Origin of the sequence: Nocardia sp. NPDC058058, from assembly GCF_042885355.1 — a bacterium.
Classification (GTDB): Bacteria; Actinomycetota; Actinomycetes; order Mycobacteriales; family Mycobacteriaceae; genus Nocardia.
In genome coordinates, this window is the sequence record NZ_JBHVSA010000001.1 from 2,204,812 (window position 1) to 2,230,858 (window position 26,047).

Annotated in this window: 25 protein-coding genes; 12 read left to right on the forward strand and 13 right to left on the reverse strand. The window is 66.7% G+C overall.

Annotated elements, in window-relative coordinates:
• Positions 1–9: 9 nt before the first annotated feature.
• Positions 10–1,263, forward strand: a complete 1,254-nt coding sequence (locus ACFVUS_RS10130; RefSeq protein WP_387763416.1) for an HRDC domain-containing protein — start codon at positions 10–12, stop codon at positions 1,261–1,263.
• A 118-nt stretch (positions 1,264–1,381) separates the two neighbouring features.
• On the opposite strand, the gene ACFVUS_RS10135 is transcribed toward ACFVUS_RS10130, so the two are convergent.
• On the reverse strand, positions 1,382–2,215 hold the full coding sequence (locus ACFVUS_RS10135; protein WP_387763419.1) for an enoyl-CoA hydratase: 834 nt from the start codon (positions 2,213–2,215) through the stop codon (positions 1,382–1,384).
• 152 nt (positions 2,216–2,367) lie between these two features.
• Complete coding sequence (gene dxs / locus ACFVUS_RS10140; protein ID WP_387763422.1) at positions 2,368–4,338, reverse strand: 1-deoxy-D-xylulose-5-phosphate synthase; 1,971 nt, start codon at positions 4,336–4,338, stop codon at positions 2,368–2,370.
• A gap of 144 nt (positions 4,339–4,482) precedes the next feature.
• On the opposite strand from dxs, the gene glsA reads away from it, so the two are divergent.
• From glsA to ACFVUS_RS10155, 3 genes are all read left to right on the forward strand, one after another.
• Positions 4,483–6,357: a glutaminase A gene (gene glsA / locus ACFVUS_RS10145; protein ID WP_387763425.1), complete on the forward strand. Its 1,875-nt coding sequence runs from the start codon at positions 4,483–4,485 to the stop codon at positions 6,355–6,357.
• A 77-nt stretch (positions 6,358–6,434) separates the two neighbouring features.
• On the forward strand, positions 6,435–7,121 hold the full coding sequence (locus ACFVUS_RS10150; protein ID WP_387763428.1) for an SIMPL domain-containing protein: 687 nt from the start codon (positions 6,435–6,437) through the stop codon (positions 7,119–7,121).
• 76 nt (positions 7,122–7,197) lie between these two features.
• The gene (locus tag ACFVUS_RS10155) at positions 7,198–7,572 is read left to right on the forward strand and encodes a hypothetical protein (protein ID WP_387763431.1); all 375 of its coding nucleotides are present in this window, start codon (positions 7,198–7,200) and stop codon (positions 7,570–7,572) included.
• Here the strand turns inward: ACFVUS_RS10155 and ACFVUS_RS10160 are convergent.
• The 3 genes from ACFVUS_RS10160 to ACFVUS_RS10170 form a co-directional block, all read right to left on the reverse strand.
• Positions 7,459–8,268, reverse strand: coding sequence for a hypothetical protein (locus ACFVUS_RS10160; protein WP_387763434.1), 810 nt, complete (start codon positions 8,266–8,268; stop codon positions 7,459–7,461). The genes ACFVUS_RS10155 and ACFVUS_RS10160 overlap by 114 nt on opposite strands.
• A 93-nt stretch (positions 8,269–8,361) precedes the next feature.
• On the reverse strand, positions 8,362–9,984 hold the full coding sequence (locus ACFVUS_RS10165) for a class I SAM-dependent RNA methyltransferase (protein ID WP_387763437.1): 1,623 nt from the start codon (positions 9,982–9,984) through the stop codon (positions 8,362–8,364).
• Complete coding sequence (locus tag ACFVUS_RS10170) at positions 9,984–11,969, reverse strand: APC family permease (protein ID WP_364631716.1); 1,986 nt, start codon at positions 11,967–11,969, stop codon at positions 9,984–9,986. Before ACFVUS_RS10170 ends, ACFVUS_RS10165 begins: the two co-directional genes overlap by 1 nt.
• Before the next feature lie 228 nt (positions 11,970–12,197).
• Here ACFVUS_RS10170 and ACFVUS_RS10175 point away from each other — a divergent pair, with 228 nt between their 5' ends.
• Together ACFVUS_RS10175 and ACFVUS_RS10180 are read left to right on the forward strand one after the other, a co-directional pair.
• Positions 12,198–12,863 (forward strand): TrkA family potassium uptake protein, encoded by a 666-nt coding sequence (locus tag ACFVUS_RS10175; RefSeq protein WP_364631713.1) that lies wholly within the window; start codon positions 12,198–12,200, stop codon positions 12,861–12,863.
• Positions 12,864–12,866: 3 nt separating this feature from the next.
• Complete coding sequence (locus tag ACFVUS_RS10180; protein WP_375954014.1) at positions 12,867–13,556, forward strand: potassium channel family protein; 690 nt, start codon at positions 12,867–12,869, stop codon at positions 13,554–13,556.
• Positions 13,557–13,582: 26 nt separating this feature from the next.
• Here ACFVUS_RS10180 and ACFVUS_RS10185 read toward each other — a convergent pair whose 3' ends face one another.
• From ACFVUS_RS10185 to ACFVUS_RS10195, 3 genes are all read right to left on the reverse strand, one after another.
• Complete coding sequence (locus tag ACFVUS_RS10185; RefSeq protein ID WP_364631707.1) at positions 13,583–14,287, reverse strand: sigma-70 family RNA polymerase sigma factor; 705 nt, start codon at positions 14,285–14,287, stop codon at positions 13,583–13,585.
• A gap of 160 nt (positions 14,288–14,447) precedes the next feature.
• Positions 14,448–15,278 (reverse strand): DUF3159 domain-containing protein, encoded by an 831-nt coding sequence (locus tag ACFVUS_RS10190; protein ID WP_387763441.1) that lies wholly within the window; start codon positions 15,276–15,278, stop codon positions 14,448–14,450.
• Positions 15,279–15,283: 5 nt separating this feature from the next.
• The gene (locus ACFVUS_RS10195) at positions 15,284–15,676 is read right to left on the reverse strand and encodes an OB-fold nucleic acid binding domain-containing protein (protein WP_364631704.1); all 393 of its coding nucleotides are present in this window, start codon (positions 15,674–15,676) and stop codon (positions 15,284–15,286) included.
• A gap of 158 nt (positions 15,677–15,834) precedes the next feature.
• Between ACFVUS_RS10195 and ACFVUS_RS10200 the strand changes: the two genes are divergently transcribed.
• A complete protein-coding gene (locus tag ACFVUS_RS10200; protein ID WP_387763444.1) occupies positions 15,835–16,551 on the forward strand; it encodes an alpha/beta fold hydrolase in 717 nt (238 codons plus the stop codon).
• 177 nt (positions 16,552–16,728) lie between these two features.
• Here ACFVUS_RS10200 and ACFVUS_RS10205 read toward each other — a convergent pair whose 3' ends face one another.
• Both ACFVUS_RS10205 and dut read right to left on the reverse strand, forming a co-directional pair.
• Positions 16,729–17,616: a DUF3710 domain-containing protein gene (locus tag ACFVUS_RS10205; protein WP_387763447.1), complete on the reverse strand. Its 888-nt coding sequence runs from the start codon at positions 17,614–17,616 to the stop codon at positions 16,729–16,731.
• 2 nt (positions 17,617–17,618) lie between these two features.
• Positions 17,619–18,119, reverse strand: coding sequence for a dUTP diphosphatase (dut, locus tag ACFVUS_RS10210; protein WP_364631695.1), 501 nt, complete (start codon positions 18,117–18,119; stop codon positions 17,619–17,621).
• Positions 18,120–18,198: 79 nt separating this feature from the next.
• On the opposite strand from dut, the gene ACFVUS_RS10215 reads away from it, so the two are divergent.
• A complete protein-coding gene (locus ACFVUS_RS10215) occupies positions 18,199–18,687 on the forward strand; it encodes a DUF3093 domain-containing protein (protein WP_387765475.1) in 489 nt (162 codons plus the stop codon).
• 93 nt (positions 18,688–18,780) lie between these two features.
• Here ACFVUS_RS10215 and ACFVUS_RS10220 read toward each other — a convergent pair whose 3' ends face one another.
• Positions 18,781–19,083 carry a DUF4193 domain-containing protein gene (locus ACFVUS_RS10220; RefSeq protein WP_067566805.1) on the reverse strand — a complete coding sequence of 101 codons (303 nt, stop codon included), beginning with the start codon at positions 19,081–19,083 and terminating at the stop codon, positions 18,781–18,783.
• A 420-nt stretch (positions 19,084–19,503) separates the two neighbouring features.
• Between ACFVUS_RS10220 and cei the strand changes: the two genes are divergently transcribed.
• Positions 19,504–20,181 (forward strand): envelope integrity protein Cei, encoded by a 678-nt coding sequence (gene cei, locus ACFVUS_RS10225; protein WP_387763452.1) that lies wholly within the window; start codon positions 19,504–19,506, stop codon positions 20,179–20,181.
• A 223-nt stretch (positions 20,182–20,404) separates the two neighbouring features.
• On the opposite strand, the gene ACFVUS_RS10230 is transcribed toward cei, so the two are convergent.
• The gene (locus ACFVUS_RS10230) at positions 20,405–21,337 is read right to left on the reverse strand and encodes an inositol monophosphatase family protein (protein ID WP_387763455.1); all 933 of its coding nucleotides are present in this window, start codon (positions 21,335–21,337) and stop codon (positions 20,405–20,407) included.
• A 175-nt stretch (positions 21,338–21,512) separates the two neighbouring features.
• Between ACFVUS_RS10230 and ppgK the strand changes: the two genes are divergently transcribed.
• Together ppgK and ACFVUS_RS10240 are read left to right on the forward strand one after the other, a co-directional pair.
• Positions 21,513–22,271 carry a polyphosphate--glucose phosphotransferase gene (ppgK, locus tag ACFVUS_RS10235; protein WP_387763458.1) on the forward strand — a complete coding sequence of 253 codons (759 nt, stop codon included), beginning with the start codon at positions 21,513–21,515 and terminating at the stop codon, positions 22,269–22,271.
• A gap of 151 nt (positions 22,272–22,422) precedes the next feature.
• Positions 22,423–23,817, forward strand: coding sequence for an RNA polymerase sigma factor (locus ACFVUS_RS10240; RefSeq protein ID WP_387763461.1), 1,395 nt, complete (start codon positions 22,423–22,425; stop codon positions 23,815–23,817).
• 864 nt (positions 23,818–24,681) lie between these two features.
• Here ACFVUS_RS10240 and ACFVUS_RS10245 read toward each other — a convergent pair.
• Entirely contained in the window at positions 24,682–25,002 is a 321-nt protein-coding gene (locus ACFVUS_RS10245; RefSeq protein ID WP_364631678.1) for a hypothetical protein, read from the reverse strand.
• A gap of 347 nt (positions 25,003–25,349) precedes the next feature.
• On the opposite strand from ACFVUS_RS10245, the gene ACFVUS_RS10250 reads away from it, so the two are divergent.
• Positions 25,350–26,015, forward strand: coding sequence for a pyridoxamine 5'-phosphate oxidase family protein (locus tag ACFVUS_RS10250; RefSeq protein ID WP_387763465.1), 666 nt, complete (start codon positions 25,350–25,352; stop codon positions 26,013–26,015).
• Positions 26,016–26,047: the final 32 nt, after the last annotated feature.

Here is a 26,047-nt window from a genome sequence, read left to right on the forward strand (position 1 = left end):
TTCAAGACCATGTCCGTACCAGAAGAGCCCGAAGCCACTGCCGCGGTACCGTTGCTCGCGCCAGTGGAGGGTGTGCCGCCGGTATTGGACAGTGCTGCCGAAATCACGGACGCGGCACGCCGCTTGGCCGCCGGCACCGGACCACTCGCGGTCGACGCCGAACGCGCCTCCGGATTCCGGTACTCCAATCGTGCCTATCTGATTCAGTTGCGGCGCGCGGGCTCCGGCTCATTCCTCATCGATCCGATTCCGCTCGACGGGGATCTGGAACCGCTCGCGGACGCCATCAACGGCCTGGAATGGGTACTGCATTCGGCCGATCAGGATCTGCCCGGACTCGCCGAACTCGGGCTGTACCCGGCCAAGTTGTTCGATACCGAACTCGGCGGGCGGCTCGCCGGATATGAACGCGTCGGACTCGCCGCCATGGTGGAGAACCTGCTCGGGCGTGAACTGCGCAAGGGGCACGGGGCCGCCGACTGGTCGACCCGGCCGCTGCCCGACGACTGGCTGAATTACGCCGCGCTCGATGTGGAACTGCTGCTCGAACTTCGGGACGCGGTCGCGCTCGAACTCGACGAGCAGGGCAAGACCGATTGGGCGGCACAGGAATTCGAGCATGTCCGCGCCGCCGAACCGTCCGCGCCCAAATCCGATCGATGGCGGCGCACCTCCGGGATCCACACGCTGCGCCGCACCCGGCAGCTCGGCATCGTCCGCGAACTCTGGACCACCCGCGACCGCCTCGCCCGGCTGCGCGATGTCGCACCGGCCCGCATCCTCCCGGACTCCGCGATCGTGGCGGCCGCCAATGGCGAACCCAAATCGATCGCCCAGCTGCGCGCGCTGCCCGTCTTCGGCGGACCGCGCCAGCGCCGCTACTCCCGCGAATGGCTCGGCGCGATCGAACGCGCCCGCGCCCTCCCGGAAACCGAACTCCCCCCGCTCACCCAGCCCTTCGACGGCCCACCCCCGGTCAACCGCTGGGAACGCCGCGACCCGGCCGCCGCCGCCCGCCTCCAGCGCGCCCGCTCGGCCATGAGCGACCTCTCCACCGAGGTCTCGGTCCCCATCGAAAACCTGCTCACCCCGGACCTACTGCGCCGCATGTGCTGGGACGGCCTCCCCCGCACCGCCACCAACGGCGACGCCCCGGGCCTGATCGACGCCTTCCTCGCGGCCGGTGGCGCCCGCCCCTGGCAGCGAGAACTCACCGTCCCCCGCCTCGCCGAAGCGCTCTACCCGGCCGACGACAAGGACTGACCTTCCCCGTCATCCCGGCGCGTATTTGGCCGGGATCCACACCGGGGAGTGGGCAGCCGATCGCGGTGGATCCCGGCAAAAAGCATGCCGGGATGACGCGGGTCGGTCCCGGGAGCGGTCAGTCTTCGAAGACCGGTGGCCTGCGGTCGCGGCGGGCTCGGATGGCCTCGTCGAAGTTCTCGGTGGTGAGGCGGACGTAGAGCTGGGCGGTGCCCTCGTGTTGCATGTGGGATTCGAAGCTGCTTGCTTCGAGGCCGCTCCACAGCATGCGTTTGGTGAGTTCGGTGCCCACTCGGCTCCAGCGGATGATCTGGTCGGCGGTGTCGTAGGCGGCTTCGAGGAGTTTGTCGGCGGGGACGACGCGCGAGACTATGCCGATGCGTTCGGCTTCGGCGGCGTCCACGTCCCTGCCGGTGAGCATGATCTCGAAGGCGCGGGTGGTGCCGACCACGCGGGGCAGCAGGTAACTGATGCCGAGTTCGGCCGAGGTGAGGCCGTTGTTGATGCCCGCGGCACGGAAGTAGGCGTCCTCCGAGGCGATTCGAATATCCGTGCCCACCGCGAGGCAGAAGCCGCCACCGATGGCCGCGCCGTTGATGGCGCTGATCACCGGCTGATGCATGCGGCGGATGGTGAGCATCACGTTATTGAGCAGTTCCATCGAACGCCGGGCGACCGTGGTCTTGGTCAGGCCCTCGACACCCGGAACACGGCCCGCGTGTTGCAGATCCGCGCCGGAGCAGAAGCCGTGGCCCGCACCCGTCAGCACCACCACGCGGACGTCATTGTCGGCGGCGACCGCCTCCAGGGTTTCGCGGAGCGGGATCATGACATCGAAGGCCATGGCATTCATCCGGTCCGGGCGATTGAGGGTGACCAGGGCGATCCCCGGGCGCGGCTGCTCCACCAGCACGAAAGCGGGTTCGCTCGACGCTGGGCCATCTACGGACATGCACGACTCCTGACCGAAAACTGTAACCGGTTCTAGAATCTACGCGAGAAGTGCTGCGGCGTATGCGAAAAGCCGTCTACACGGCGAGAGCGGACGATATCCGAGGATATCGCCCGCCCAGCTCATAACGCTTCGGTCCGGGAACAGCCCGGCTAGTCCGCGACCGCCCGTGCGGTGGCGCTGACCTTGCCGCCCTCGGCCTCGGACATCGCGATATCCGCCTCGGCGCTGTCACCCAGCCAGCCGTGTACCCGCTGCGCGATATCGCCGGGGGTCAGACCCAGATCGTGGTGAATCCGCGCACGCGTGGCATGGTCCAGGAAGTGCTGCGGCACACCGAGATCGCGGGTGGCGACATCGACCCCGGCGGAACGCAAGCGCGCCGACACCGTACTGCCGATACCGCCGTGCAGGCCGCTGTCCTCCAAAGTGACCACCAGCCGGTAGTTCTCGGCCAGCTTCACCACGGTGTCCGAGACCGGCAGCACCCAGCGCGGATCGACCACCGTGACCGAAACCCCTTCGGCCGACAGCAGATCCGCGACCTTCAAGGCCAATTCGGCGAACGCGCCGACCGCCACGAGCAGGACATCACCGCGTGCGGACTGGGCACCGGCGTCCTCCCCCTGCGGCAGCCGCAGCACATCCACGCCCTCGAAGCGCTCGACGGCGGAAATATCCTCCGACACAGTGCCCTTCGGGAAACGAATCGCGGTGGGGCCGTCGCTGATGTGCACGGCCTCGCCCAATTCCTCGCGCAGCGTCGCCGCATCGCGCGGGGCTGCCACGCGAATACCGGGCACGATGCCGAGCACCGAGAAATCCCACATGCCGTTGTGCGAGGCGCCGTCGTCACCGGTGATACCGGCGCGATCCAGCACCAGCGTCACGGGCAGCTTCAGCAGCGCCACATCCATCAGCAGCTGATCGAAGGCGCGGTTCAGGAAGGTGGAGTAGATGGCCACCACCGGATGCAAACCGCCCAGCGCCATACCGGCCGCTGAGGTCATGGCGTGCTGTTCGGCGATGCCGACGTCGAACATGCGCTCCGGGAAGCGTTTTCCGAACGCGGACAGACCGGTCGGACCGGGCATGGCGGCGGTAATCGCCACAATGTCGTCCCGCTGCTCGGCCTGATCGATGAGCTCCTTGGAGAACACCGAGGTCCAGGTGGTGCCCGAGGAACCACCGACCGGCTCACCCGTCTCCGGATCGATGCGGTTGATGGCGTGCATCTGATCGGCCACATGGTCTTCGGCGGGCTTGTAACCGCGACCCTTCTGCGTGACCACGTGCACCACCACCGGACCGCCGAAATCCTTGGCGCGCCGGAACGCCGCCTCCAGAGCGACGGTGTCGTGCCCGTCGACCGGGCCGACATACTTCAGCCCCAGATCGCCGAACAGCTCCTGCGGTGCGACGGCATCCTTTATGCCGGTCTTCAACGCGTGCAACATCGAATAGGCCGAATCCCCCACGCGCGGAATGGACTGCACGATGCGCTTGGTGGCGTCCAGGGCCTGCTCGTACGCGGGCTGCATGCGCAGACCCGCCAACCGCTCGGCGAGACCGCCGATGGTCGGGGCGTACGAGCGCCCATTGTCATTGACCACCACGACAACCGAACGGTCCTGCCCGGCGGCGATATTGTTCAACGCCTCCCAGCACATACCGCCGGTGAGCGCGCCGTCGCCGACGACCGCGACCACACTGCGCTTCTGCCTGGTGAGCCCGAACGCCTTGGCCAGACCGTCCGCGTAGGACAGTGAGGCCGACGCGTGCGAGGACTCGACCCAGTCGTGCGGGCTCTCGGCGCGGCAGGGGTAGCCGGACAGGCCACCTTCCTTGCGCAGCGCGTCGAACCCGTCCTTGCGACCGGTGAGGATCTTGTGCACATAGGCCTGGTGCCCGGTATCGAAGATGATCGGGTCGGCCGGCGAATCGAAGATTCGATGCAGCGCGATGGTCAGCTCCACGACGCCGAGGTTCGGACCCAGGTGCCCGCCGGTGACGGCGACCTTCCGCACCAGGAACTCGCGAATCTCCTCGGCCAACTCGCGCAGCTCCGGTATCGAAAGCCGACGCAGGTCCTCGGGCATGTCGACCCGGGAAAGCACTCCCACGGCTATTGCTCCCTCCGGATGTCTCCTGTGATTGCAACAGTCTACGGAGACCCGACCGGCCCCCAACGCCAGGAACTTAACTCCACCTGCGACATCCGCAATAGATGTGAGGCTCCACACACATTACCCGGATACAGTGGCCCAGTGGTCCCCCCAATTCCGGCCACTATCGGCCCAGCTCGCGTGTCGCACGGCGTGGTCGCGCGCATCATCGACGAAGTGTACGAATTGTGCCGATCTGATATGTCCGGTGAGCTCGCCGACTACATCCCGGAACTCGCGGCGGTGCAACCGGATTCATTCGGCATCTGCCTGGCTACGGCCGACGGCCAGGTGTACGGCAGCGGAGACCTGGACACCTGCTTCACGATTCAGTCGATCTCCAAACCCTTCACCTACGCACTGGCACTGGCCGATCGCGGCATCGCGGCCGTGGCCGAGCGCATCGACGTGGAACCCACCGGTGAGCCGTTCTACGAAATCAGTCTGGACCCCAAGACACAGCGCCCGCGCAATCCGATGATCAACGCGGGCGCGATCGCGTCCGCGGGCCTGGTCGACGGGCGGGACGCGGCCGACCGGTTCGCTCGGATACAACGCAGCTACAGCCGATTCGCCGGTCGTGAGCTTCGACTCAACGAGGCCGTCTACGCCTCCGAGGCGCGCACCGGCTACCGCAATCGCGCCATCGGCTATCTGCTGCGCGGGGCCGGGATCATCGACGGCGATCCGGACGAGGCGGTGGACCTCTACTTCCGGCAGTGCTCCATCGATGTGACCTGCCGTGATCTCGCCGTCATGGCGGCGACGCTGGCCAACAACGGCGTCAATCCCTTGACGCACGAACGCGCGCTGTCCCGGCCGCTGGTCGAGCAAGTGCTCAGCGTCATGACCACCTGCGGCATGTACGACGCGGCGGGCGACTGGGTGACCACCGTCGGGCTACCCGCCAAAAGCGGTGTGGGCGGCGGCATTCTGGCGGTACTGCCCGGACAGATCGGGATCGCCGTCCACTCACCGCGATTGGACGCGCACGGCAGCAGCGTGCGCGGCGTCAAAGCGTGCCGGGAGCTCTCGCATCGACTCGGACTGCACTTCCTGCATGTGACCCGGGCCGCGCACACCGCGATCCGCACCGCGTACACCGTCGCCGAAGCGCCCTCGCGATTGCGCCGCGACGCCGACGAATTGGACGTACTGCGCCAATGGGGCGAGCGCGCACAGATATTCGAACTGCACGGCGATCTGCTGTTCGCGGGCGCGGAATCCACGGTGCGCGCGGTGGAGGCGGCCTCGTTGTCGGGAGAGCTGGAAGCGCTGGTGCTCGATCTGCGCGAGGTCGCCGATGTGGCGGAGATCGCGGTGCGCATGCTCGACGATCTGCAAGCCGAACTCGCCGCGGCGGGATGCCGTGTGGCACTGGTCGATCCGGACGCCAAACTCGGGCATATGGAGTCGAGCCTGGATCCGGCCGATCCGCGCGGGCGGGTGTTCGCCGACCGCGACAGTGCCACCGAATGGTGCGAACAACTGATCATCGACAAATACCGGCCGGAGGATTGCACACCCTCGGCGGCATTGCGGATAGAACAGCATCCGGCACTGGCCGATCTGCCCGATGAGGAAAGGCAGCGGCTGGCCAAGGAATTCGAAATCCGCACCGTCGCGCGCGGGGAGCGAATCATCGCCCGGGACAGTCCGCGCGCCGGGCTGTTCCTTATTCTCGACGGTCGCGTACGAATCACCTTCGAGGATCGCGACGGGCGACGGCATCGGCTGATCTCCCTCTCCCCCGGAATGTCATTCGGTGAGATATCCCTCCTCACCGGAGTGCGATTCAGCAATGACATCTACGCCGAGAACACGGTGCGCCTGGCGGTGCTGCCGCCGGACAAATTCGATGAACTGACCCGCCAGGCCCCGGAAGTGAAACTCGCACTGCTGGAACGGCTCGCGACCGCCGCCTACGCCCAGGCCGACGCCGCCGTCCGGGCGCTCGCGGCGCACGGCGGCGTCTGACCGCGCGCGCCGGACCTGGGGAAACACCCGTCGTCGGTAGCATCGCCACTGCCCTGACAGCCATCGAGGAGGACACCGTGCCCAGCACCGGAACCGACACCGGCAGCATCACCATCTACGGATCCGGAAATGCCACCGGCACACCGGATCTCATGCGCGTGACCATGTCGATCGAAACCAAGGCGGATACGGTCGCACTCGCCTACGCGGCCGCCGGGGAGCGCACCACCGCCCTCATCGACGCACTGCGCGGCGACGGTGTGCCCAGGCGGGACATCTCCACCAGCGGCCTCTCGGTGCGCACCGACACGGTGTGGACCGAAGCCAATCGCGAGCAGGTCGTCGGCTACGTCGCGAGTACCGCGCTGACGGTGACGCTGCGCGATATCGCCGCACCCGAGAAGAGCGACGCCGACGGTGGCCCGGCCGCGATCATCGCGCATGCCGTCGACGCGGGCGGAAACGACGTACGGCTCGGCGGCCTGACACTGACCGTGAGCGATCCCGAAGCACTGCTCACCCTGGCCCGCGACGCCGCCTGGGACCACGCTCTGGACAAGGCCGAACAGTACGCGCGCCGCTCCGGCCGCACCCTCGGCCCGGTACTGGAGATCACCGAGGACACCTCGGGCCCCTCGATTCCCATGCCCCGCATAGCCTTCGCCGCCGCCAAGAGCGATATGGCCGGAGCCCCACCGATTCCCGTGGAACTCGGCGAAAGCGAACTCAACGCCACGATCAAGGTCACCTGGCAATTGAGCTGACACCGGGCAGGACGCTGAGCGCGATCGAATAGCATTGTGCCCGAGCAGAATTCGCCACATGACATAGCCTGATCGGGTGACCGGGAAAAAGCCGGGGCCGACGGAGTTCGCCCGGGAGATGAGCGCTCTCATCGTCGGGGGTATCGCCGCTCTCCTGACGGGCCTGACCTGGCAGGCGCACATGTGGCCGGTGGCAGTGCTGTTCGGTTGCGTGGCCGTGGCATGCGCGGTGCTGCTCATTCCGGCGGTGCTCGCGGATCTGCTCGGCCCGTTCATACTGGCCTGGACCGTGATTTCGGCATTGATCCGGCTCACGCCCGTTGGGCGGCGGCTGTTCTCAGAACTCGATATGCGAGAGCAGGGTGGCGGCGCGGGTCGCGGTGAGCTGGATGCGGAAGCGGGTGGCATCGGCTCGGGTTCGGTGCGGGTACGGGTTGATCGAGGTGAGTAGGCGGAGGTCGCGGAGTAGGCGGGTGCCCTCGCGGACCGAGAGGCGGGCGGTGTCGATGAGGTGGCGGACGTTCTTGGCGCTGTCCAGATCCTGGGTGCCCGCGGCGTAGGCGGTGAGGTGGTCCAGGGCCGATCTCAGGTGTTCCTCGCAGGCGGTGTAATCGCGGCGGGAGTAAGCGCGACTGGCCTGCTGTAGCTGTTCCAAAGGTGTTTGCTGACTGCGCAATTCGAGTTCGGTCTCGATCAGCGCCAGTTCCTCGGCCAGGGCGACCGGGAGCCGGTGCGTGGGTCTGAGCCGACAGCGCACGGTGGCGTCCGGGGCGGTGCCGCCGACCGTTTCGATGCGCAGCTGGTAGCCGTCGATCAGGAGCGCGGCGCGCAGGGTGCTCAGCCACGGCGGAAGTTGTTTGCGCTCCAGCGATTCCCCGCGCAGGAATTTCTGCGCGGTCACCTCGACCAGATTCAACAGGGCCTGATCGGCGTCGGCGTTACCGGCCAGCGCCGCCATGCGCGCGCCGTAGACGGGGGTGACCAAACGGCCCCAATAACTATCGCTGTTGACCCACATCTCCACGGTGTACTCCGGGCGCTTGAGGTCGACGCTCAGGAGCAGACCCTCGAGGGAGTAGAACTTGGCTTGATCCCCGTAGATCAGTTCCACTACCGACGCGAGGGTCGGGTCGGACAGCGTAGTCATGACCGCTATCTTGGCGGATGCCCGAACCTGGGCACAGCACGGCCCGCTTCCGGCGGGCAACCGGAGACGGACTCTGCCGCAATACGATCCGGGTCAGCGCTCCAGGACGGCGATGCACTCCACATGGTGGGTACCGGGGAACGCATCGAAGACGCGCAGGCCAGCGGGGTTGTACCCGGCATCGCGATACAGTCCGAGATCACGGGCGAAAGCCGCTGGATCGCAACCGATATGGACAATCCGGCGCGGGCCGCGTTCGGCCAGTGCCGCGATGACCTCTTTACCCGCACCCGCGCGCGGCGGATCCAGCACCACCACATCCGGTGCGGTATCGGGCTGTTCGACGATCCAGCGCTCCACCCGCTCGGCCCGCAATTCCACCCACGGCAGATCCCGCAGCGCCGCTTTACCTTCGGTGACAGCAGTGCGCGCGAACTCGACCCCGTGCACCGCGCCACCCGATCCGACCTGTTCGGCCAGCCGGGCCGCGAACACCCCGACACCGCTGTACAGATCCCACGCCAGCGCATCGGAGGCGGCACCGGCCCATTCCGCCACCACATCCGAATACCGTTGCGCGGCACCGTAATGCGGCTGCCAGAACCCGGTGGCGGACAGCTCGAACCGGCGACCGGACACATACTGCACGGTCCGGCCGCTGCCGTCGATGACGCGTTCGGCACGCGGCCCACTCGCAGCCGCACGACGGGCAGCAGTACTACTGCGATCACCACCGTGCCCACCGCCCGAGCGGCCACCGCGCCGGTCCCCACCGCGACCGTGTCCCGCGCGACCCCGGTCCTGCCGACCGCGCTCGGACTCCACCGGAGCCAACTCGATCAGATGCCGCATCCCGTCACCGTCAACGGCCACAACAAGATCCGCGCCCGGCGTCCACTTGCGATCGGCGATGCCCTCCATCGCCCCGGCCATCGGTTGCGGACACCGCAGATCCGCGATCACATCCGTGCTGCGGTAGCGATGCACCCCGGCGCGACCGTTCGCATCCACCACCAACCGCACCCGCGACCGCCAACCGGCCGTATACGACTGCGGCGCAAGCACACCCGGACGCCCGATCGCGGCACCCACGCCGAGATCATCCGACGATCCGGCGACGAGACCACGAACGCGCCCCGCCGCAATGCCTTTCACACGACCGGCGGCGATACCGCTCCCGAGCGCACCCGCGCGATCAGGTGCGGAGTCATCTCCGTTGGCGAGCACCGCCCCGCGTACCCGGCCCGCGGCAAGACCCCGCACAGCACCGAGCGTCCCCGGCCGAGCACCCGGTTCGGCCGCGAACGCATCCAGGCGAGCCGCCGCGCCGTACACCGGCGCCGGAATCACCTCGACCTCGAAGTCGGGCTCCCAGTCGGCGAGTCGGCGCAGCTGCTCGGAGACCACGGTCGCCTTGAGCGCGCGCTGACCCTCCGGACTGGCGTGTGCGAAATCGCAGCACCCCGCACCGCCCGGACCGGAGACCGGGCAGGTGGGGTCGATGCGGTCCGCCGAGGGCTCCAGGATCTCGATGGCATCGGCGCGGCAGAACGAGCCGCCGCGATCCTCGGTGACCTGAGCGCGCACCAGTTCGCCGGGTAGACCATGGCGGACGAAGAGGACTCGGCCCTCATGGCGGGCCACGCAGAAGCCGCCGTGACCGGGCGGGCCCAGCCGGACCTCCAGAATCGAACCGCGCCAGTCCTCTCGGCTCACTACTCGTCTCCGAATCCGCGCCGGACCGAACCGGGCGCATTGACCTCACGACCCGCACGGGCCTTGACCGATGAACTGAGCTGCCACGGCACCGAGGTCACCATGACACCGGGCTCGAACAGCAGGCGGCCCTTGAGCCGCAACGCACTCTGGTTGTGCAGCAACTGTTCCCACCAGTGGCCGACCACATATTCGGGAATGAACACGGTCACCACATCGCGCGGGGAATCCTTGCGCACCCGCTTCACGTAATCCACCACCGGCTTGGTGATCTCACGGTACGGCGATTCGATCACCTTGAGCGGCACCGAGATATCGCTGCGCTCCCACTCGCGCACCAGCGCGCGGGTATCGGGCTCATCGACATTGACGGTGATGGCCTCGATGGTGTCCGGCCGGGTGGCGCGCGCGTAGGCGATGGCCCGCTTGGTGGGCAGATGCAGTTTGGACACCAGCACGATGGAATGCGTGCGACTGGGCAGCACGCCATCCCATTCGGTCTCGTCCAATTCCCGCGACACCGTGTCGTAGTGCCGCCGAATGAGTTTCATGATGCCGAAGATCGCCGCCATGGTGACGATCGCGATCCACGCGCCCGCCAGGAACTTGGTGATCAGCACGATCACCAGCACGGTCGCGGTCATGGTCAGGCCGACCGCGTTGATCACCCGCGAGCGCTTCATGCGCATGCGCTGCGCCGGATCGGTCTCGGTGCGCAGCAGCCGCGTCCAATGCCGCAGCATGCCGGTCTGACTCAGCACGAACGAGACGAACACACCCACGATGTACAGCTGGATGAGCTTGGTCACCTCGGCCCCGAACAGCACCACGAACGCGATGGCCGCACCCGCCAGGAAGATGATGCCGTTGCTGAACGCCAGGCGATCACCACGGGTGTGCAGCTGGCGCGGCAGGAACCGATCCTGCGCCAGGATCGATCCCAGCACCGGGAATCCGTTGAACGCGGTATTGGCCGCCAGCACCAGGATCAGCGCCGTGACGATGGTGATGAAGTAGAACCCGGCCGGGAAGCCGTGGAACACCGCACCCGCCAACTGCGCGACCAGCGTCTTCTGCTCGTAGCCCGCGGGCGCGCCGATCAGATCCGCGGTGTTGTGCGCGTAGACGATGCCGACCTTCTGCGCCAGCACGATCATCGAGATGAACAGCGAGACCGCGATGACGCCCAGCAGCAGCAGCGTGGTCGCGGCATTGCGCGACTTCGGTTTCCGGAACGCGGGCACACCATTGCTGATGGCCTCCACACCGGTCAGCGCCGCACAGCCGGAGGAGAACGCGCGCGCGATGAGGAACACGAACGCCAGCCCCATCAAATGCTCGTCCTCGGCCTTCAGCTCGAATCCGTAGGACTCCGCGTGCACCTGATCGCCGAGCACCTCGATCCGGAAGAAGCCCCAGATGAGCATGAGGAACATGCCGATCATGAACGCATAGGTCGGAATCGCGAACGCGGTGCCCGATTCCCGGACACCGCGCAGATTGATAGCGGTCAGAATCACAATCGCCGCGACCGCGAACAACACCTTGTGCGTGGAGACGAACGGCACCGCGGAACCGATATTCGACGCCGCCGAGGAAATCGACACCGCGACGGTCAGCACATAATCCACCAGCAGCGCACTGCCGACGGTCAGCCCGGCGGTCGGCCCGATGTTCTTGGTGGCGACCTCGTAATCACCGCCGCCCGAGGGATAGGCGTGCACATTCTGCCGATAACTGGCCACCACGACCGCCATCACCAGCGCGACCGCCAAACCCACCCAGGGCGCGTAGGTGTAGGCGGAAAGCCCGGCCACCGACAGCACCAGGAAGATTTCCTCGGGCGCGTATGCCACCGATGACAAAGCATCGGAGGCGAAGACCGGGAGCGCGATTCGCTTGGGCAGCAGGGTGTGCCCCAGGGAATCACTACGGAATGGGCGGCCAACCAGCATGCGCTTGGCGGCCGTCGTCAACTTCGACACTTTGGTGAGCATAAGGGAGTGCGGGGCCGGTCGCGTCCACGGCGCGGCACGTTGGGGTGACGGACCGTAGTGTTGCGCGTGAACACTGCGAGCTCTGCCCGTTCGCACTGTGAGCTTTTCCGGGTTCCGGTTTGAATACCGGCGAGAGGGGGAAAGTGCCTCGGGAAAAACTCGGGCGGTACGGTAACCAGACCGCACACCACGGTTTTCGGGAATGGGGTTCGCACGGTGTACGTAGTGATCATGGGGTGTGGACGAGTGGGGTCCTCACTCGCCCGGGCTCTGGTCCGCATCGGCCACGAGGTCGCGGTGATCGATCAGAATTCGAGCGCCTTCCTGCGGCTGGGCCGTGATTTCCCCGGATTGTGCATCACCGGAGTCGGATTCGACCGGGATGTACTGACCCGCGCGGGCATCGAACGCGCAGGGGCGTTCGCGGCCGTGTCCTCCGGCGACAACTCGAACATCATCTCCGCGCGCGTGGCCCGCGAGACCTTCGGCATCGAGCGCGTCGTCGCGCGCATCTACGACGCCAAACGCGCCGCCGTCTACGAACGCCTGGGCATTCCGACCATCGCCACCGTGCCCTGGACCACCGATCGCTTCCTGCGCACGCTGGTAGCCGATCAATCCACCACCACCTGGCGAGATCCCACCGGCACCGTCGCGGTGACCGAGATCCCGCTGCACGAGGAGTGGTACGGCCGCACGGTCACCTCACTGGAGAGCACCATCGGCGCGCGCGTGGCCTTCCTGATCCGCTTCGGCCAGGGCGTGCTGCCGAACTCCAAAACGCTGCTGCAGGCCGATGACACCGTCTACATCGCCGCCACCTCCGGCACCGTCGGTGAAGCCGTCGCACTGGCCGGTAACGCCCCCGCTAGCGAGGACTGACTCATGAAGGTAGCCATTGCGGGCGCCGGCGCCGTCGGCCGATCCATCGCCCAGGAGCTATTGCGCGGCGGGCATCAGGTGATGCTGCTCGAGCGCCGCCTCGATCACATCGATCCCACCGCCGCGCCCACCGCGGTCTGGACGCACGCCGATGCCTGTGAGCTGGCCACGCTCGAAGAGGCCGGGCTGGAATCGTATGACGTGGTCATCGCCGCCACCGGCGATGACAAGGTGAATCTGGTGTTCGCCCTGCTCGCCAAGACCGAGTTCGGGGTCGGCCGGGTGGTCGCGCGGGTGAACGATCCACGCAATGAGTGGCTGTTCGATTCGTCGTGGGGTGTGGACGTCGCCGTCTCCACGCCACGACTGCTGGCCTCACTTGTCGAGGAGGCCGTCTCGGTGGGTGATCTGGTGCGGCTGATGACCCTGCGCCAGGGTCAGGCCAATCTGGTCGAGATCACGCTGCCCAGCGATACGCCGTTGGCGGGCAAGGCCGTTCGCACGCTGAAGCTGCCGCGCGATGCCGCGCTGGTCACCATTCTGCGCGGCGGCCGGGTCATCGTGCCGCAGGCCGATGATCCGCTGGAAGGGTCGGACGAGTTGCTGTTCGTCACCTCCGTGGAGGCCGAGGACGATCTTCGGAAAGCCCTCGGCGTCAACGGTTTCGGCAGCCCGGTCGGCGCAACCGCCTGATATCGCCCTCCGGGTGCCGTCACGGTTTACGACGCCGCCCGGAGTTCGGCGCGCAACTTGTTGAGCGCGCGGTGCTGCATCACCCGCACCACGCCCGGACTGGTGCCGATGGCCTCCGCGGTCTGCGCCGCGGTCCACCCCAGCACGATGCGCATGACCAGCACCTCGCGATGGGTGGGAGCCAGCACCTTCATCAGTTCCCTTGTGGCGGCCCGGGTTTCGGACTGCAACGCCCGCTCCTCCGGTCCGGCCTCGGTGTTCGGCTCATCCGGGAACTCCGCGACCGGGTAGGCCGGGTGCAGCTGCGCCCGGCGGAACGCGTCGGCGACCTTATTGGCCGAGATGCCGTACACGAACGCCAGGAACGACTTGCCCTGATCCCGGTAGCGCGGGATGGCCTGCACGGTCGCCAGGCAAATCTCCTGTGCCACATCGTCGGCCGTCACGTGCAGGTGTCCCGCACCGCCCATGCGCGCCGCGCAGTAGCGCCGCACCAGGGGGTAGACGATCTTGAGAATCTCCGAGACCGCCGCCCGGTCGCCCGCTGCCGCGGGGCCGATCAGCTTCTCCAATTCCGCTGCGGCACGCCGGGATTCCGTCGTCGCCGCCGTGGTGCCGTTCTTGGTTCCCCGCCCCGCCGAATGCCTGCGCGCGGCGGCCGTTGTCTGCACCGCGGTCCCGAGCCCCTCAACACGGTCCTGCGCTGCCACTGCCTTGCCGTCGGTAATCAACTCCGCGATCCTTTCGCCGTATCGTTCATAACGATCCTGCGATGATCGAGGCTTCGGAAATAGGCACCCCAGGGGTGGGTTGGTCACCCCCTTTACAACCCCAATTCCCCCGAAGGTGTTGCGCGGCGGGCGTTCAGCGCGATAAGTCGCTGGTAGAGGCTCAGTTCTCGGCAGACCCGGCGGTATCGGCCGCAGCGGCGGCCTTCGCACGATTCGCGGGCAGATGTCCGGCCTTGCGAACCGCCCACACCGTCACCACCAAGGCGACAGCGGTCAGCGGCCAGCCCATGGCCAGGCGCGCCACGGCCAGCAGACCGGTGCTGTTGGCCGCGTACAGGTGGTTCTGCACCAGGTAGCGAGCGCCGAATACGACCGCCCACACCACCGTCGCCAGATCGTAGAGCCGCATGGCGCGGCGATCGGAACGCCAATCGGTGCCGTGACCGTTCAGCACACCCCAGATGACACCCGCGAGGGGCCAGCGCACCACCAGCGACAGCAGGAACGCGCCCGCGTACACCAGGCTGGCGTAGATGCCGAACAGGAAGAAGCCCTTGGCCTCACCCATGCGGTAGGCGATGAACGCGCAGACGCCCACACCCAGGAACCCGGAGATAGCGGGCTGGATCGGGCCGCGCCGCACCAGCCGCCAGATCAAGATCGCGGTGGCCACACCGAGTGCGGCCCAAATGGCCGTGGTGAGCCCGCGCAGCGAATTCACCGGTACGAAAACCAGCACCGGCAGCGAGGAGTAGATCAGGCCGCTGAAACCGCCGAGCTGCTCCAGGAGGGTCTGCTCGACCTCTTCCTCGGCCAGCTCTTCCAACTCCTCGCGGACACCGTGCGGCTGCTGCACCGCGTACTGCTCGGTCACGGCCTCGGTGAGTTCGGCCTCACGCGCGGCGAACTCGGCCGCGAAGCCGTCCTCCAGCTCGCGAGGGGCACCGGTGGGCGCACGGCCCTCGTCATTGCTGCTGGCAGGTATCGGCATAGGTGTCAGGAGTTCCCGCGAAGTTCGTAGTAGGGGTTGAAAATGACCTTGCCGCCGTCACGCTCGCCGACCCGGCCGCGGACCAGGATACGACGCCCCGGCTCGATACCCGGGATGCGACGCCTGCCGATGAACACCAGGTTCACACTGTCGGTGCCGTCGAAGAACTCGGCCTCCACCTCGGCACCGCCCGACTTCGGACAGGCCTCGACACTGCGCAGGCGGCCCAGCATGGTGACTTCCTCACCGCGGCGACACTCCGATGCCCGGCACGCGCCCGACGCTTCCGACGTCTCGGCGAGTTCCTCGGCATCCAATCGATCCAGGTCCTCCGTCAGGCGCCGGCTCAAACGCCGGAAATACCCTGACGGGAAGTCCTTTCCACCCGAGGATGGCATCTCGCACGTCTCCTGATAGACCCTCACGGCGTGGGTCGCACGTCGTTCGATTCTTTCCACTTGACAGGAGGGTTACCCCCTGGCTGCGGATGTACACCGCCACTGTAGAGGTCACGGCCCGCACCCGCCACGCGCGCCCGTCCCAGTACGCTCGCCGGGTGCCAGATCTCCCCTCTCCGGCGGTCGCCGTCGCCCTGCCCGGAACCGGCTCCGACGCCCATTTCGCCCACCGGGCCTTCGGATCCGCCTGCGCCGCACTGGATATCCCGTTCCATCCGGTCGATCCGGACCCGCGGCGCGTCATCGACAGCTATCACGCCGCCCTGGACGCCGCCGCACGCTCGGGACCAATCCTGATCGCGGGCATCTCACTGGGCGCGGCGGTAGCTGTGAATTGGGCCGCACGGCACCCGGAATCGGTCTACGGCGTGGTCGCGGCACTCCCGGCCTGGACCGGAGCCGACACCACCGGCTGCCCCGCCGCCCTGAGCGCCGCCGCCACCGCCTCGGCCCTGCGTACGGACGGCATCGACGCGGTCATCGACATCATGCGCGCTTCCAGCCCCGCCTGGCTCGCCGAAGCCCTCACCCGCTCCTGGCGCTCGCAGTGGCCGGACCTGCCCTCGGCCCTGGACGAGGCCGCCGCCTACCGCTGGCCCGAACCGGAGTTGTTGAGCAGCATCACAGTCCCGGTCTCACTGGTCGGCGCGACCGACGACCCGGTACACCCCATCGCGGTCGCCGAACGCTGGGCCGACCTCATCCCGGGCAGCGATTTGCACCACATCACCCTGGACGAGCTGGGCGCGGATCCGGCCGTGCTCGGCGTGCGCGGATTCAGCACCCTGATCCAACGCCGCATCACAACGCGCTGACCACCCTCGTCATCCCGGCATGCTTGTGGCCGGGATCCCCACCACGGGAACTCCGGCGAGTTCAGTGGATCCCGGCCACAAGCGCGCCGGGATGACGTGATTCCCTACACGAACGGCCTTCGTACTCGCCTCGATCGAGGAAAGCGCGAAGGCCGTTGTCGTTCTTGGTGTTTCGGGTTACTGGAGGCCGAGCTGCTGCATGGCCGAACCTTCCGCGCCGCGACGCGGTTCGGTGTCGGCCGCCGGGACGCCGGGCTGCGGGCCACCCTGGAGCGCGGCGAGCTGCGCGGCAACGGCCTGCTGCTGCGCGGCCAGCTGCTGCTGGTGCGCGGCGGCGAGCTGATCCGCCAGCTCCTGGGGTAGGACCACCGGGAGCGGTTCGCGCACCGGGAGCGGCTCATCGCCGCGGCGCACGATGGTCTCGCTCATGATCGCGCGGGCGGCGGCGACCAAAGGCTGGCTCTCCGAGGCCGCGCCGGAGGGACCGGCCGCGACCAGGCGCACCATCCAGCGATGTCCGTCGACGCCGATGAAGCGCAGGTCCGCACCGTCGGTGACGGCGTGCAGTTCGCGACCCCAGGGCCCGTTCTGCACCGATACCTGCGCACCGTCCTTGCGCAGCGTCTCGGCGAGATCGGCTGCGACCGAACGCCATTGGCCCGCCGATTTGGGTGCGGCGTACGCGGCCACGGTGATCCGGCCGTGTTCGGTGGCCAGGTGCACCGCCTGCGGGGTGCCATCCGGGGTCATCTCGACCTGCAACTGCCCGCCCGGGGGCACCGGCACGATGACCGACCCCAGGTCCAGGCGCTGCTCGGCGACATCCTCGAGCTGATCGACGACGTCCTCGTAGTTGTACGGGCCGACCTTGGAGCCGCGCTCGGGCACCCGGAACGAGTCGGTGTCGAATTCCGAGGAGAACTCCGAAGCCGGTGCGGCGTACTCGGGTTCGTCGTCGTAGCCCTCGGCCTCGTATTCCTCGTCGTATTCGTCGTACTCGGTGTATTCGCCCTCGTACCGGCCCGCGTCGTCCGCGTCACCCTTGCGCTTCTTGCGTCCGAACATCGTTATGCCTCCTTGCCGGCTGTTCTACCCGCCCCGCCGGACTGCGCGGTCAGGCTGGCATGCCCACCGCTCGATCCGTATCCTCCTGCGCCCCGCTCGGTTTCGTCGAGCGTGTCGACCTCGGCGAAGTCGACCAGTTCGACCCGCTGCACCAGCAGCTGGGCGATCCGGTCACCGCGCCGGAGCTCGATGGGAGTACGTAAATCATGATTGATCAGGCAGACCTTGATCTCACCGCGGTACCCCGCGTCGACCGTGCCGGGGGTGTTGACGACCGACAGGCCGTGCTTGGCCGCGAGTCCCGATCGCGGATGGATCAAACCGACCGTGCCGATCGGAAGCGCGATGGCGATGCCGGTACCGACCAGCACCCGCTCCCCCGGTTCGATGATGACGTCCTCGGTGGTGCACAGGTCCACCCCGGCGTCGCCCTCGTGAGCGCGCGTGGGTACTGGCATGCCGGCATCGAGCCGCAGCAGGGAGATAGGAGGAATTCCGGTCACGTGCGCCGAGCCTACGCGTTCACCCCCGCTGCCATTGACCTAGTCTGATGTCGTGTCCGACCAGCCCCCTCAGGTGACCATGGAACCTCAGCAACAGACCACACCCCTCTACTCCGAGCGCCTGTGGGTGCCGCTGTGGTGGTGGCCCGTCGGCTTGGCCGTCACCGGCCTGCTGGCAGCCGAAATCCACATGGGCGCACCGGGAATCCGGGCGTGGCTGCCGTATGTGCTGCTTTTCCCCATCCCCGTATGGGTGCTGCTGTGGATGTCGCGGCACCGGGTCGAAGTGGCCCGCGACGGTGATGGAACCCCCGAATTGCGGATCGACACCGCCCATCTCCCGGCCACTTTCGTGAAGCGGGCGGCGGGTGTGCCGACCAGTGCGAAGAGCGCGGCCCTGGGTCGACAACTCGACCCGGCCGCCTACGTACAACACCGTGCCTGGATCGGCCCGATGCTCCTGCTCGTGCTCGATGACCCGGACGACCCGACACCGTACTGGCTTGTCAGTACGCGCCGGCCCGAACGAATCACAGAGGCGCTGGGCGTTCAGAACGCGACTGCCTAGCAGCCGCTTTCGAACCCCAGAGATCCCTTGCCGCGCTCGGCGAACCGAGCGCGGGCTGACGGATATTTCCTGCTCAGGGCTGTGTGACCTGGATCAGGCCGCGCAGTCCATGCAAATCAGCTGCCCGCCGGCCTCATTGGCCAGCCGGCTGCGGTGGTGCACCAGGAAGCAGCTGGAACAGGTGAACTCATCGGCCTGCTTCGGGATGACCCGAACCGAGAGCACCTCCTCCGAAAGATCCGCGCCGGGAAGCTCGAACGACTCCGCGGTATCGGATTCGTCGATATCCACGACGGCGGACGCGGCCTCGTTGCGACGAGCCTTCAGCTCCTCGAGCGAGTCCTCCGACACTTCGTCGGTTTCGCTACGCCTCGGTGCGTCATAGTCGGTTGCCATGTCGTCTTCCCCTCGTCCTTACTCCGTATATCCCGGACCGGCTCGATCCGGACCCGATTCCTGTCGGAATCGAACCGGGGTTTGCCGCCCCGCCCGTGGTGTACGCCACACGCACACCTGTCACCGATCCGGCCGGATGCTCCTGGTCCGCACCTGATCGCGCTCGGTCAACGCAGGACATGCCCTTGTTGTTCCCGAAATCGAACCCCCGATTCAACCCGGGCGATACGATCTGGGCCGCCAGACAATAGCGGACCCCGGGACAAAAGTCGCAATCAAAACACACGCGAGTCGAAACTGAGGGTCAATCGTCACCGGTCGGGGAACCGACCGAGACCTTGACGCGGCTTCCCGCGACCTTTCGAGGACTTACCGAGACCTTGCACGCAACGTCGGCAAGCTTTTCGTAGAGTGTGCCCTGTGGTTTCACTGATCACCCAAGGCAACTCGACCGACCCCGCGGGGCGGCCCTTCATTCGGCGACGCTGGGAGCCGTGGGCGGCCATGGTTGGCGTCATAGTCGTGATCTGCGCCGGTGTGTGGATCAAGGCACTGACGACGACCGAGTCCGACCCCGGCGCGATGGCGTGCAATTCGCCCAGTCCCGCGTCCAGTACCGCCGCACCCGCGGCCGCCCCGTTGGGGCAGCGGGTGGGGCAATCCCGGCTACGTGATGTGGAACCGGTGGCCCTCGCCCAGGCCAAGGTACGCGTGTTCAATGCCAACGGCCAGCGTGGTCAGGCCGCGCACGTGGCCTCGGAACTGGGTGATCTCGGGTTCGCCAGCGCACCGGACGTGCAGGTCGGCAATGATCCGGTCTACGTGAACGGTGATCTGGAGTGCACCGGGCAGATTCGTTTCGGCGTGAGTGGACGGCCCGCCGCGGCGGCCGTGCAATTGGTCGCGCCGTGCGCGGAGCTGATCGAGGATCAGCGCACCGATGACACCGTGGATATGGTGCTCGGCTCGCTGTTCCGCGATATCCGGCCCAGTACCGATGCCGAGGAAGTGCTTCGCTCCCTGAAGAATCCGACGCCGGGCACCACCTCCGCCATCGATCCCAAACTGCTCGACGCCGCCCGCCACGCGAAGTGCTGAGCCTTTGGCCCTCCGCTTCGCTCCGGGCGGGTTCGCGGCCCTGAAAGTCCCGAACCTTCCCTCCCTCCGCTCCTCCGCTTCGCTCCCCCGCTCCACTCAGTCCAGAACCGGGACGGCCGCGAACCAATAGGGCTGTGCCACAGACTGTTCCGCTCATCGCCGCACCTCGTCCAGAGGTGCGGCGATCTTCTTTTCCGCGTTCCGCGTGTCTAGCGGGCTGAAACTAAACCGGGATAGGGGTGGTGACACCGATCCGTTCCAGAAGATCGGACAATTCGGTCGCGATGCCGGGGGCGGCGGCGACCACCAATTCACCGGCCGTGCCCATCGAGGTGGGTGCGGGCAGGATCAGCACCGCGCCCGCCTCGGCGGCGATGAGCGCGCCCGCGGCCCAGTCCCACAGGTTCAGGCCGTGCTCGTAGTGCGCGTCCACCCGGCCCTCGGCGACCATGCACAGATCCAGGGCCGCCGAACCGAGACGGCGGATATCGCGAATCTCCGGCAACAGTTCGGCGATCAGTTCGCCCTGCCGGGCGCGACGCTTGGGCGCGTAGGCGAATCCGGTGGCGATCAATGCCATCGACACCGAGTCGACGGCATTGCAGCGCAATGGAATCGGCGTGGCGGTCGCACTCCCCCAGGTTCCGGAATCGGTGCGGTGCGCACCCTGACCGAGTCCGGCGCTGTAGGTGACCTCGTGCACGACGTCCGCGACGGCCCCGGCGACCGATCGCCCGTCGCGCACCGCCGCCACCGAGACCGAGTACGCGGGAATCCCGTAGACGAAGTTCACCGTCCCGTCGATCGGATCCACGACCCACTGCACGGCCGCTGGATCGTCCGCCAGCGTCCCGCCGTCCTCCTCCCCGACTACGCGGTCACCCGGGCGCAATTCGTCCACCAGGCGGCGGACCAGGGCCTCGGTTTCGGTATCGACGATGGTGACCGGATCGGTCGGGGTGCTCTTGGATTGCACGGCTTCGCCTTCGACCGCGCCCGGTCCGAAGACCTGAGGCCGGCGGGTGCGCACATGCGCGGCGGCGGTTTCGGCCAAATGGACCGCGATGCGCCGGAGTTCGGCGATGTCGGTCCCGTCGGCGGTCGCGGTGGTGTTCGATGCGGTGGAGGTGAAATCGGATTCCGGCACGAAGTCCATCGCAGCACAGATCCGGCACACCTCGCATTAGGCTTGTCGTGCACGACACAGCGCATCGGCCGGTTCCGGCCGCGTGGCGGGCGAATCCCGCAACTGTGAATTGATCACCGCCGGAGCCGGTATCGTGCCGCGCGCCGGGTTTCGCCGGCATCACTTGGGAGAACGAGGAGTCGTCATGTCCGCTCGGGGGCACGCGTTCGGGATCGACATCGGTGGTAGCGGTGTCAAGGGCGCCGAGGTCGATCTGACCACCGGTGAACTGGCCCAGGAACGCATCAAGGTGCCGACACCGCAGCCGTCCACGCCGAACGCGGTGGCCGAGGCGGTGGCGAAGGTGGTGGCGCAGTCGGGGTGGGACGGTCCGGTCGGCATCACCATGCCGAGCGTGATCATCGGTGGTGTGGTCCGCACGGCCGCCAATATCGACAAGTCCTGGATCGGCACGGACGCGCGCTCGCTGTTCTCGCTGGCGCTGGGCGGCCGTGAGGTGACGGTGCTCAACGACGCCGACGCGGCCGGACTCGCCGAGGACCGCTACGGCGCGGCAAAGGATCTGACCGGCTTGGTAATGCTGCTCACCTTCGGCACCGGTATCGGATCGGCCGTGATGTACAACGGCGTGCTGATGCCGAACAGCGAACTCGGCCATCTCGAGGTCGGCGGTCGCGAGGCCGAGCATCTGGCCGCGGCGTCCATCAAGGATCGCGAGGGCCTGAGCTACGCGGAATGGGCCGCCGAGGTGAGTAAGGTGCTGGTCACGCTCGAAAATCTGTTCTGGCCGACCGTGTTCGTCGCGGGTGGCGGCATCAGTCGCGACTACGCTGAATGGATTCCCTTGCTGACCAACAGAACCCCGGTTGTCGCGGCCGATTTGAAGAACACCGCGGGCATTGTCGGAGCGGCAATGGCCGTGTCTGCCGGTATCGCACCGTAAGCAGCCTGGTTCGATCGTTACAATGGAACAACATCCGGCGGTGCGCCGGTGAAACCAACCCGGCATGCGCGCCGGTTATCCCCCGACAGACCGCTCCGCCGGATCACCACTCTGGCGTGACGCCGCACGAGACCGTCACGAAAGGGCGTACGTGGTAGCCACGAATACCCGAGAGACCGCCGAATCGGCCGATGAGGCCGACTCCGCAGACACCACCGCAGCACGGCCGGTCAAGAAGGCTGCCGCCAAGAAAGCACCGGCCAAGAAGGCGGTAGCCAAAAAGGCCGCCGCCAAGAAGGTCGCTGCCAAGAAGGCGCCCGCCAAAAAGGCCGTTGCCAAGAAAGCCGGGGCCAAGGCCGAGGGCGCCGAGGGCGAAGCCGATGTGATCGGCGAGGACGAGGTCGAGCTCGACGACCTCGGTGACCTCGAGGTCGACGAGACCGATCTGGTCGAGGAAGATCTCGCGGACGACGAAGCCGAAGAGGAAGAGGCCGCCGCCCCGGCGGGCGAGGAGGCCGAAGAGGCCGAGGAGCCCACCGAGAAGGACAAGGCTTCGGGCGACTTCGTCTGGGACGAGGAGGAATCCGAGGCCCTGCGTCAGGCCCGTAAGGACGCCGAGCTCACCGCTTCGGCCGACTCGGTCCGCGCCTACCTCAAGCAGATCGGCAAGGTCGCGCTGCTCAACGCGGAGGAGGAGGTCGAGCTCGCCAAGCGAATCGAGGCCGGTCTCTACGCCACCGAGCGCCTGCGCGAACTCGCCGAAAAGGGTGAGAAGCTGCCCGTCCAGTTGCGCCGCGATCTGCAGTGGATCATGCGCGACGGCAACCGTGCCAAGAACCATCTGCTCGAAGCCAACCTGCGCCTGGTGGTTTCGCTCGCCAAGCGCTACACCGGCCGCGGTATGGCGTTCCTGGATCTGATCCAGGAAGGCAATCTGGGTCTGATCCGCGCGGTCGAGAAGTTCGACTACACCAAGGGCTACAAGTTCTCGACGTACGCCACCTGGTGGATTCGTCAGGCCATCACCCGCGCCATGGCCGATCAGGCCCGCACCATCCGCATCCCGGTGCATATGGTCGAGGTCATCAACAAGCTCGGCCGCATCCAGCGCGAACTCCTGCAGGACCTGGGCCGCGAGCCCACGCCCGAAGAGCTCGCCAAGGAAATGGACATCACGCCGGAGAAGGTGCTGGAAATCCAGCAGTACGCCCGTGAGCCCATCTCCCTCGACCAGACCATCGGTGACGAAGGTGATTCGCAGCTCGGCGATTTCATCGAGGACTCCGAAGCAGTGGTCGCCGTCGACGCGGTCAGCTTCACCCTGCTACAGGACCAGCTCCAGTCGGTCCTGGAAACGCTCTCCGAGCGCGAAGCCGGCGTAGTCCGCCTCCGCTTCGGCCTCACCGACGGCCAGCCCCGCACCCTGGACGAAATCGGCCAGGTCTACGGCGTCACCCGCGAACGCATCCGCCAGATCGAGTCCAAGACCATGAGCAAGCTCCGCCACCCGAGCCGCTCCCAGGTCCTGCGCGACTACCTGGACTGAGTTCGATACGAGAAAGGCCCCCTGAGCAATTGCTTCGGGGGCCTTTCTCGTTTCCTCGAAATCATCGAAAATCGCTGAAAACCGTTGCGGGGAAGCGGTGTAACGATGTGGCGTGGTGAGCGAATCCTTCTGTATCAGCTGATCGAAGGTTCGTTTGGAACGCGTGCTGCGTTCGATTCTTCGCGCGATGCGCCGGGATATCGGATGCGCCGACGCCGGATCACAGGGAAGCAGCTCGATGCAGATACTCGCGACTATTTTCGTGTTCGTATGGATGGGCTTGGTTGTCGTCGGGGTCATCGGGGTCATTCGTGGCCGGGTGCTCTGGGCGCGCATAAGCAGCAGGCGGGCGGCGGGGTGGGTGCTGGGCGCAGCTCTTCCGGTGTTCATCCTGATAGGAGTTGTTGCGCCGAAACAGGATTCGACGCAATCGGGGCAGGCTGGGGCGAGCCTTTCCAGTGCAGGTTCGCCTGCCGTCACCACGACGGTCGTGTCCGCGGTGACCAGGGAGGCCGTCCCAGCGCCTCTCGTCGCGGCACCGGCACCCGCACCGTCGACCACCACAGCGGCTGCCGCTCCCCCTCCGATCAACAACCCGGTCCCGATTCCCGAGGTGAACACGCCCGTATCGGTCCAGCCAACTGTCGAGGTTCGGGCGACTGCCCCCGCTCGCTCACAGCCTTCGACTGCGGTCACACCGGGTGCGTTCTGTAGCGATGCCGGAGCGACGGGCTACACCAAGTCAGGAACGCTGATGGTGTGCGAGACAAGCGCGACCGACTCACGATTGCGTTGGCGGCACGCATAACCAATGAGGATTGGGCCGCCGAATGTTGTTCGGCGGCCCAATCTTGTTGGCGGGCACTAGGCTTGGATTACTTCGATGCCGACCATGGCATTGAGCGAGTCGCAGCTGGCCCAGGATTGGTTTTGGCCGTATTGGATGGGGCCGTATTTCCAGTAGGTGAAGGGGACGGGCCAGGCTACGCAGGTGAGTTTTACCTGGTGCCAGGTCGGGAGCTCGCAGTTGGACATTCCGCCGGTGTTGAAAATGTTGTAGACGTGGCAGTTGGCCTGCCAGACCGGTACGTCGGCTTGGGCCACGCCCCCACCGGTGAGCACGGCGGCCGTGGCCGCGGTGGCTACGGCGGCGGCGCCGGCAGCAAGTCGCTTCGCAGATAGCATTCCGACCTCCTGAATAGGTGTTGTTGTGGAAGACATCGTGCGTATAGGTCGCGCTCGTTACTGCAATTTATTGTGAACGTTCGGGCCGTTCTTCGGTGTCGTTCCGGGATAGCGGGATGACAATTGTCAGACCGATACCACGACGCTCCGGCAATTACCGCCACGCACAAGGAATTCCATTCGCACGGATCGTTCACCACGCCCATGCCATCGCCATGAACGCCGGATAGGCGGGTGCGTCCATCAGCTGTGGCATGCTGGGATTCGCAGTCGAAATACCGAGGGATCGCACGTGCTCAAGTCGCTCATCGAACGCCCGATTCGAAGCCGAAGGTAGGTGTTGATACGTGGATCTGACTCCGCTCTCGCCGACGGAACGCAGCACTGTTCATCGTGACGCGCAGCGGGCGCGTACGGATCGGGCCGAGTTGTACGCCATTTTGGATGATGCGCTGGAATGCCATTTGGCGGTGATTTGGGATGGTGCGCCGCTGGTATTGCCGACGACGTTCGGGCGGGATGGCGACACCTTGTATGTGCACGGTTCACCGCATGCGGAGAGTCTGCGGTTGGGGGCGAGTACACCGGTGTGTGTGGCGGTGACTTTGGTGGACGGGGTCGTTTACGCGCGGGCGCTCAAAGATTTCTCACTCAATTACCGCAGTGCGGTGATTCACGGGCAGCCCGTCGAAATCCAGGACGCCCCAACAAAATTGCACGCATTGCGCACCATTGTCGAGCATTGTGCGCCCGGCTCTTGGGATTACGTGCCCGAACCCGATCCGCACGATGTCGGATGGACCTGTGTGCTGGCGCTGGATCTGACCGAAGCGTCGGTGAAGGTACGAAATGGCGGGCCGATGGATTCGGCCGCCGATATCGCGAACAGCGATGTGTGGGCGGGACATCTGCCATTGCGCACGATGTGGGACACCCCGATCCCCTCCCCCGACCTGCGCCCCGGGATCGAGTTGCCCGCCCACGTTCGTGACAGGCATTGGCCACCAGCCTGATTCGCATCCGCGATCGCCCGGATAAGCATCGC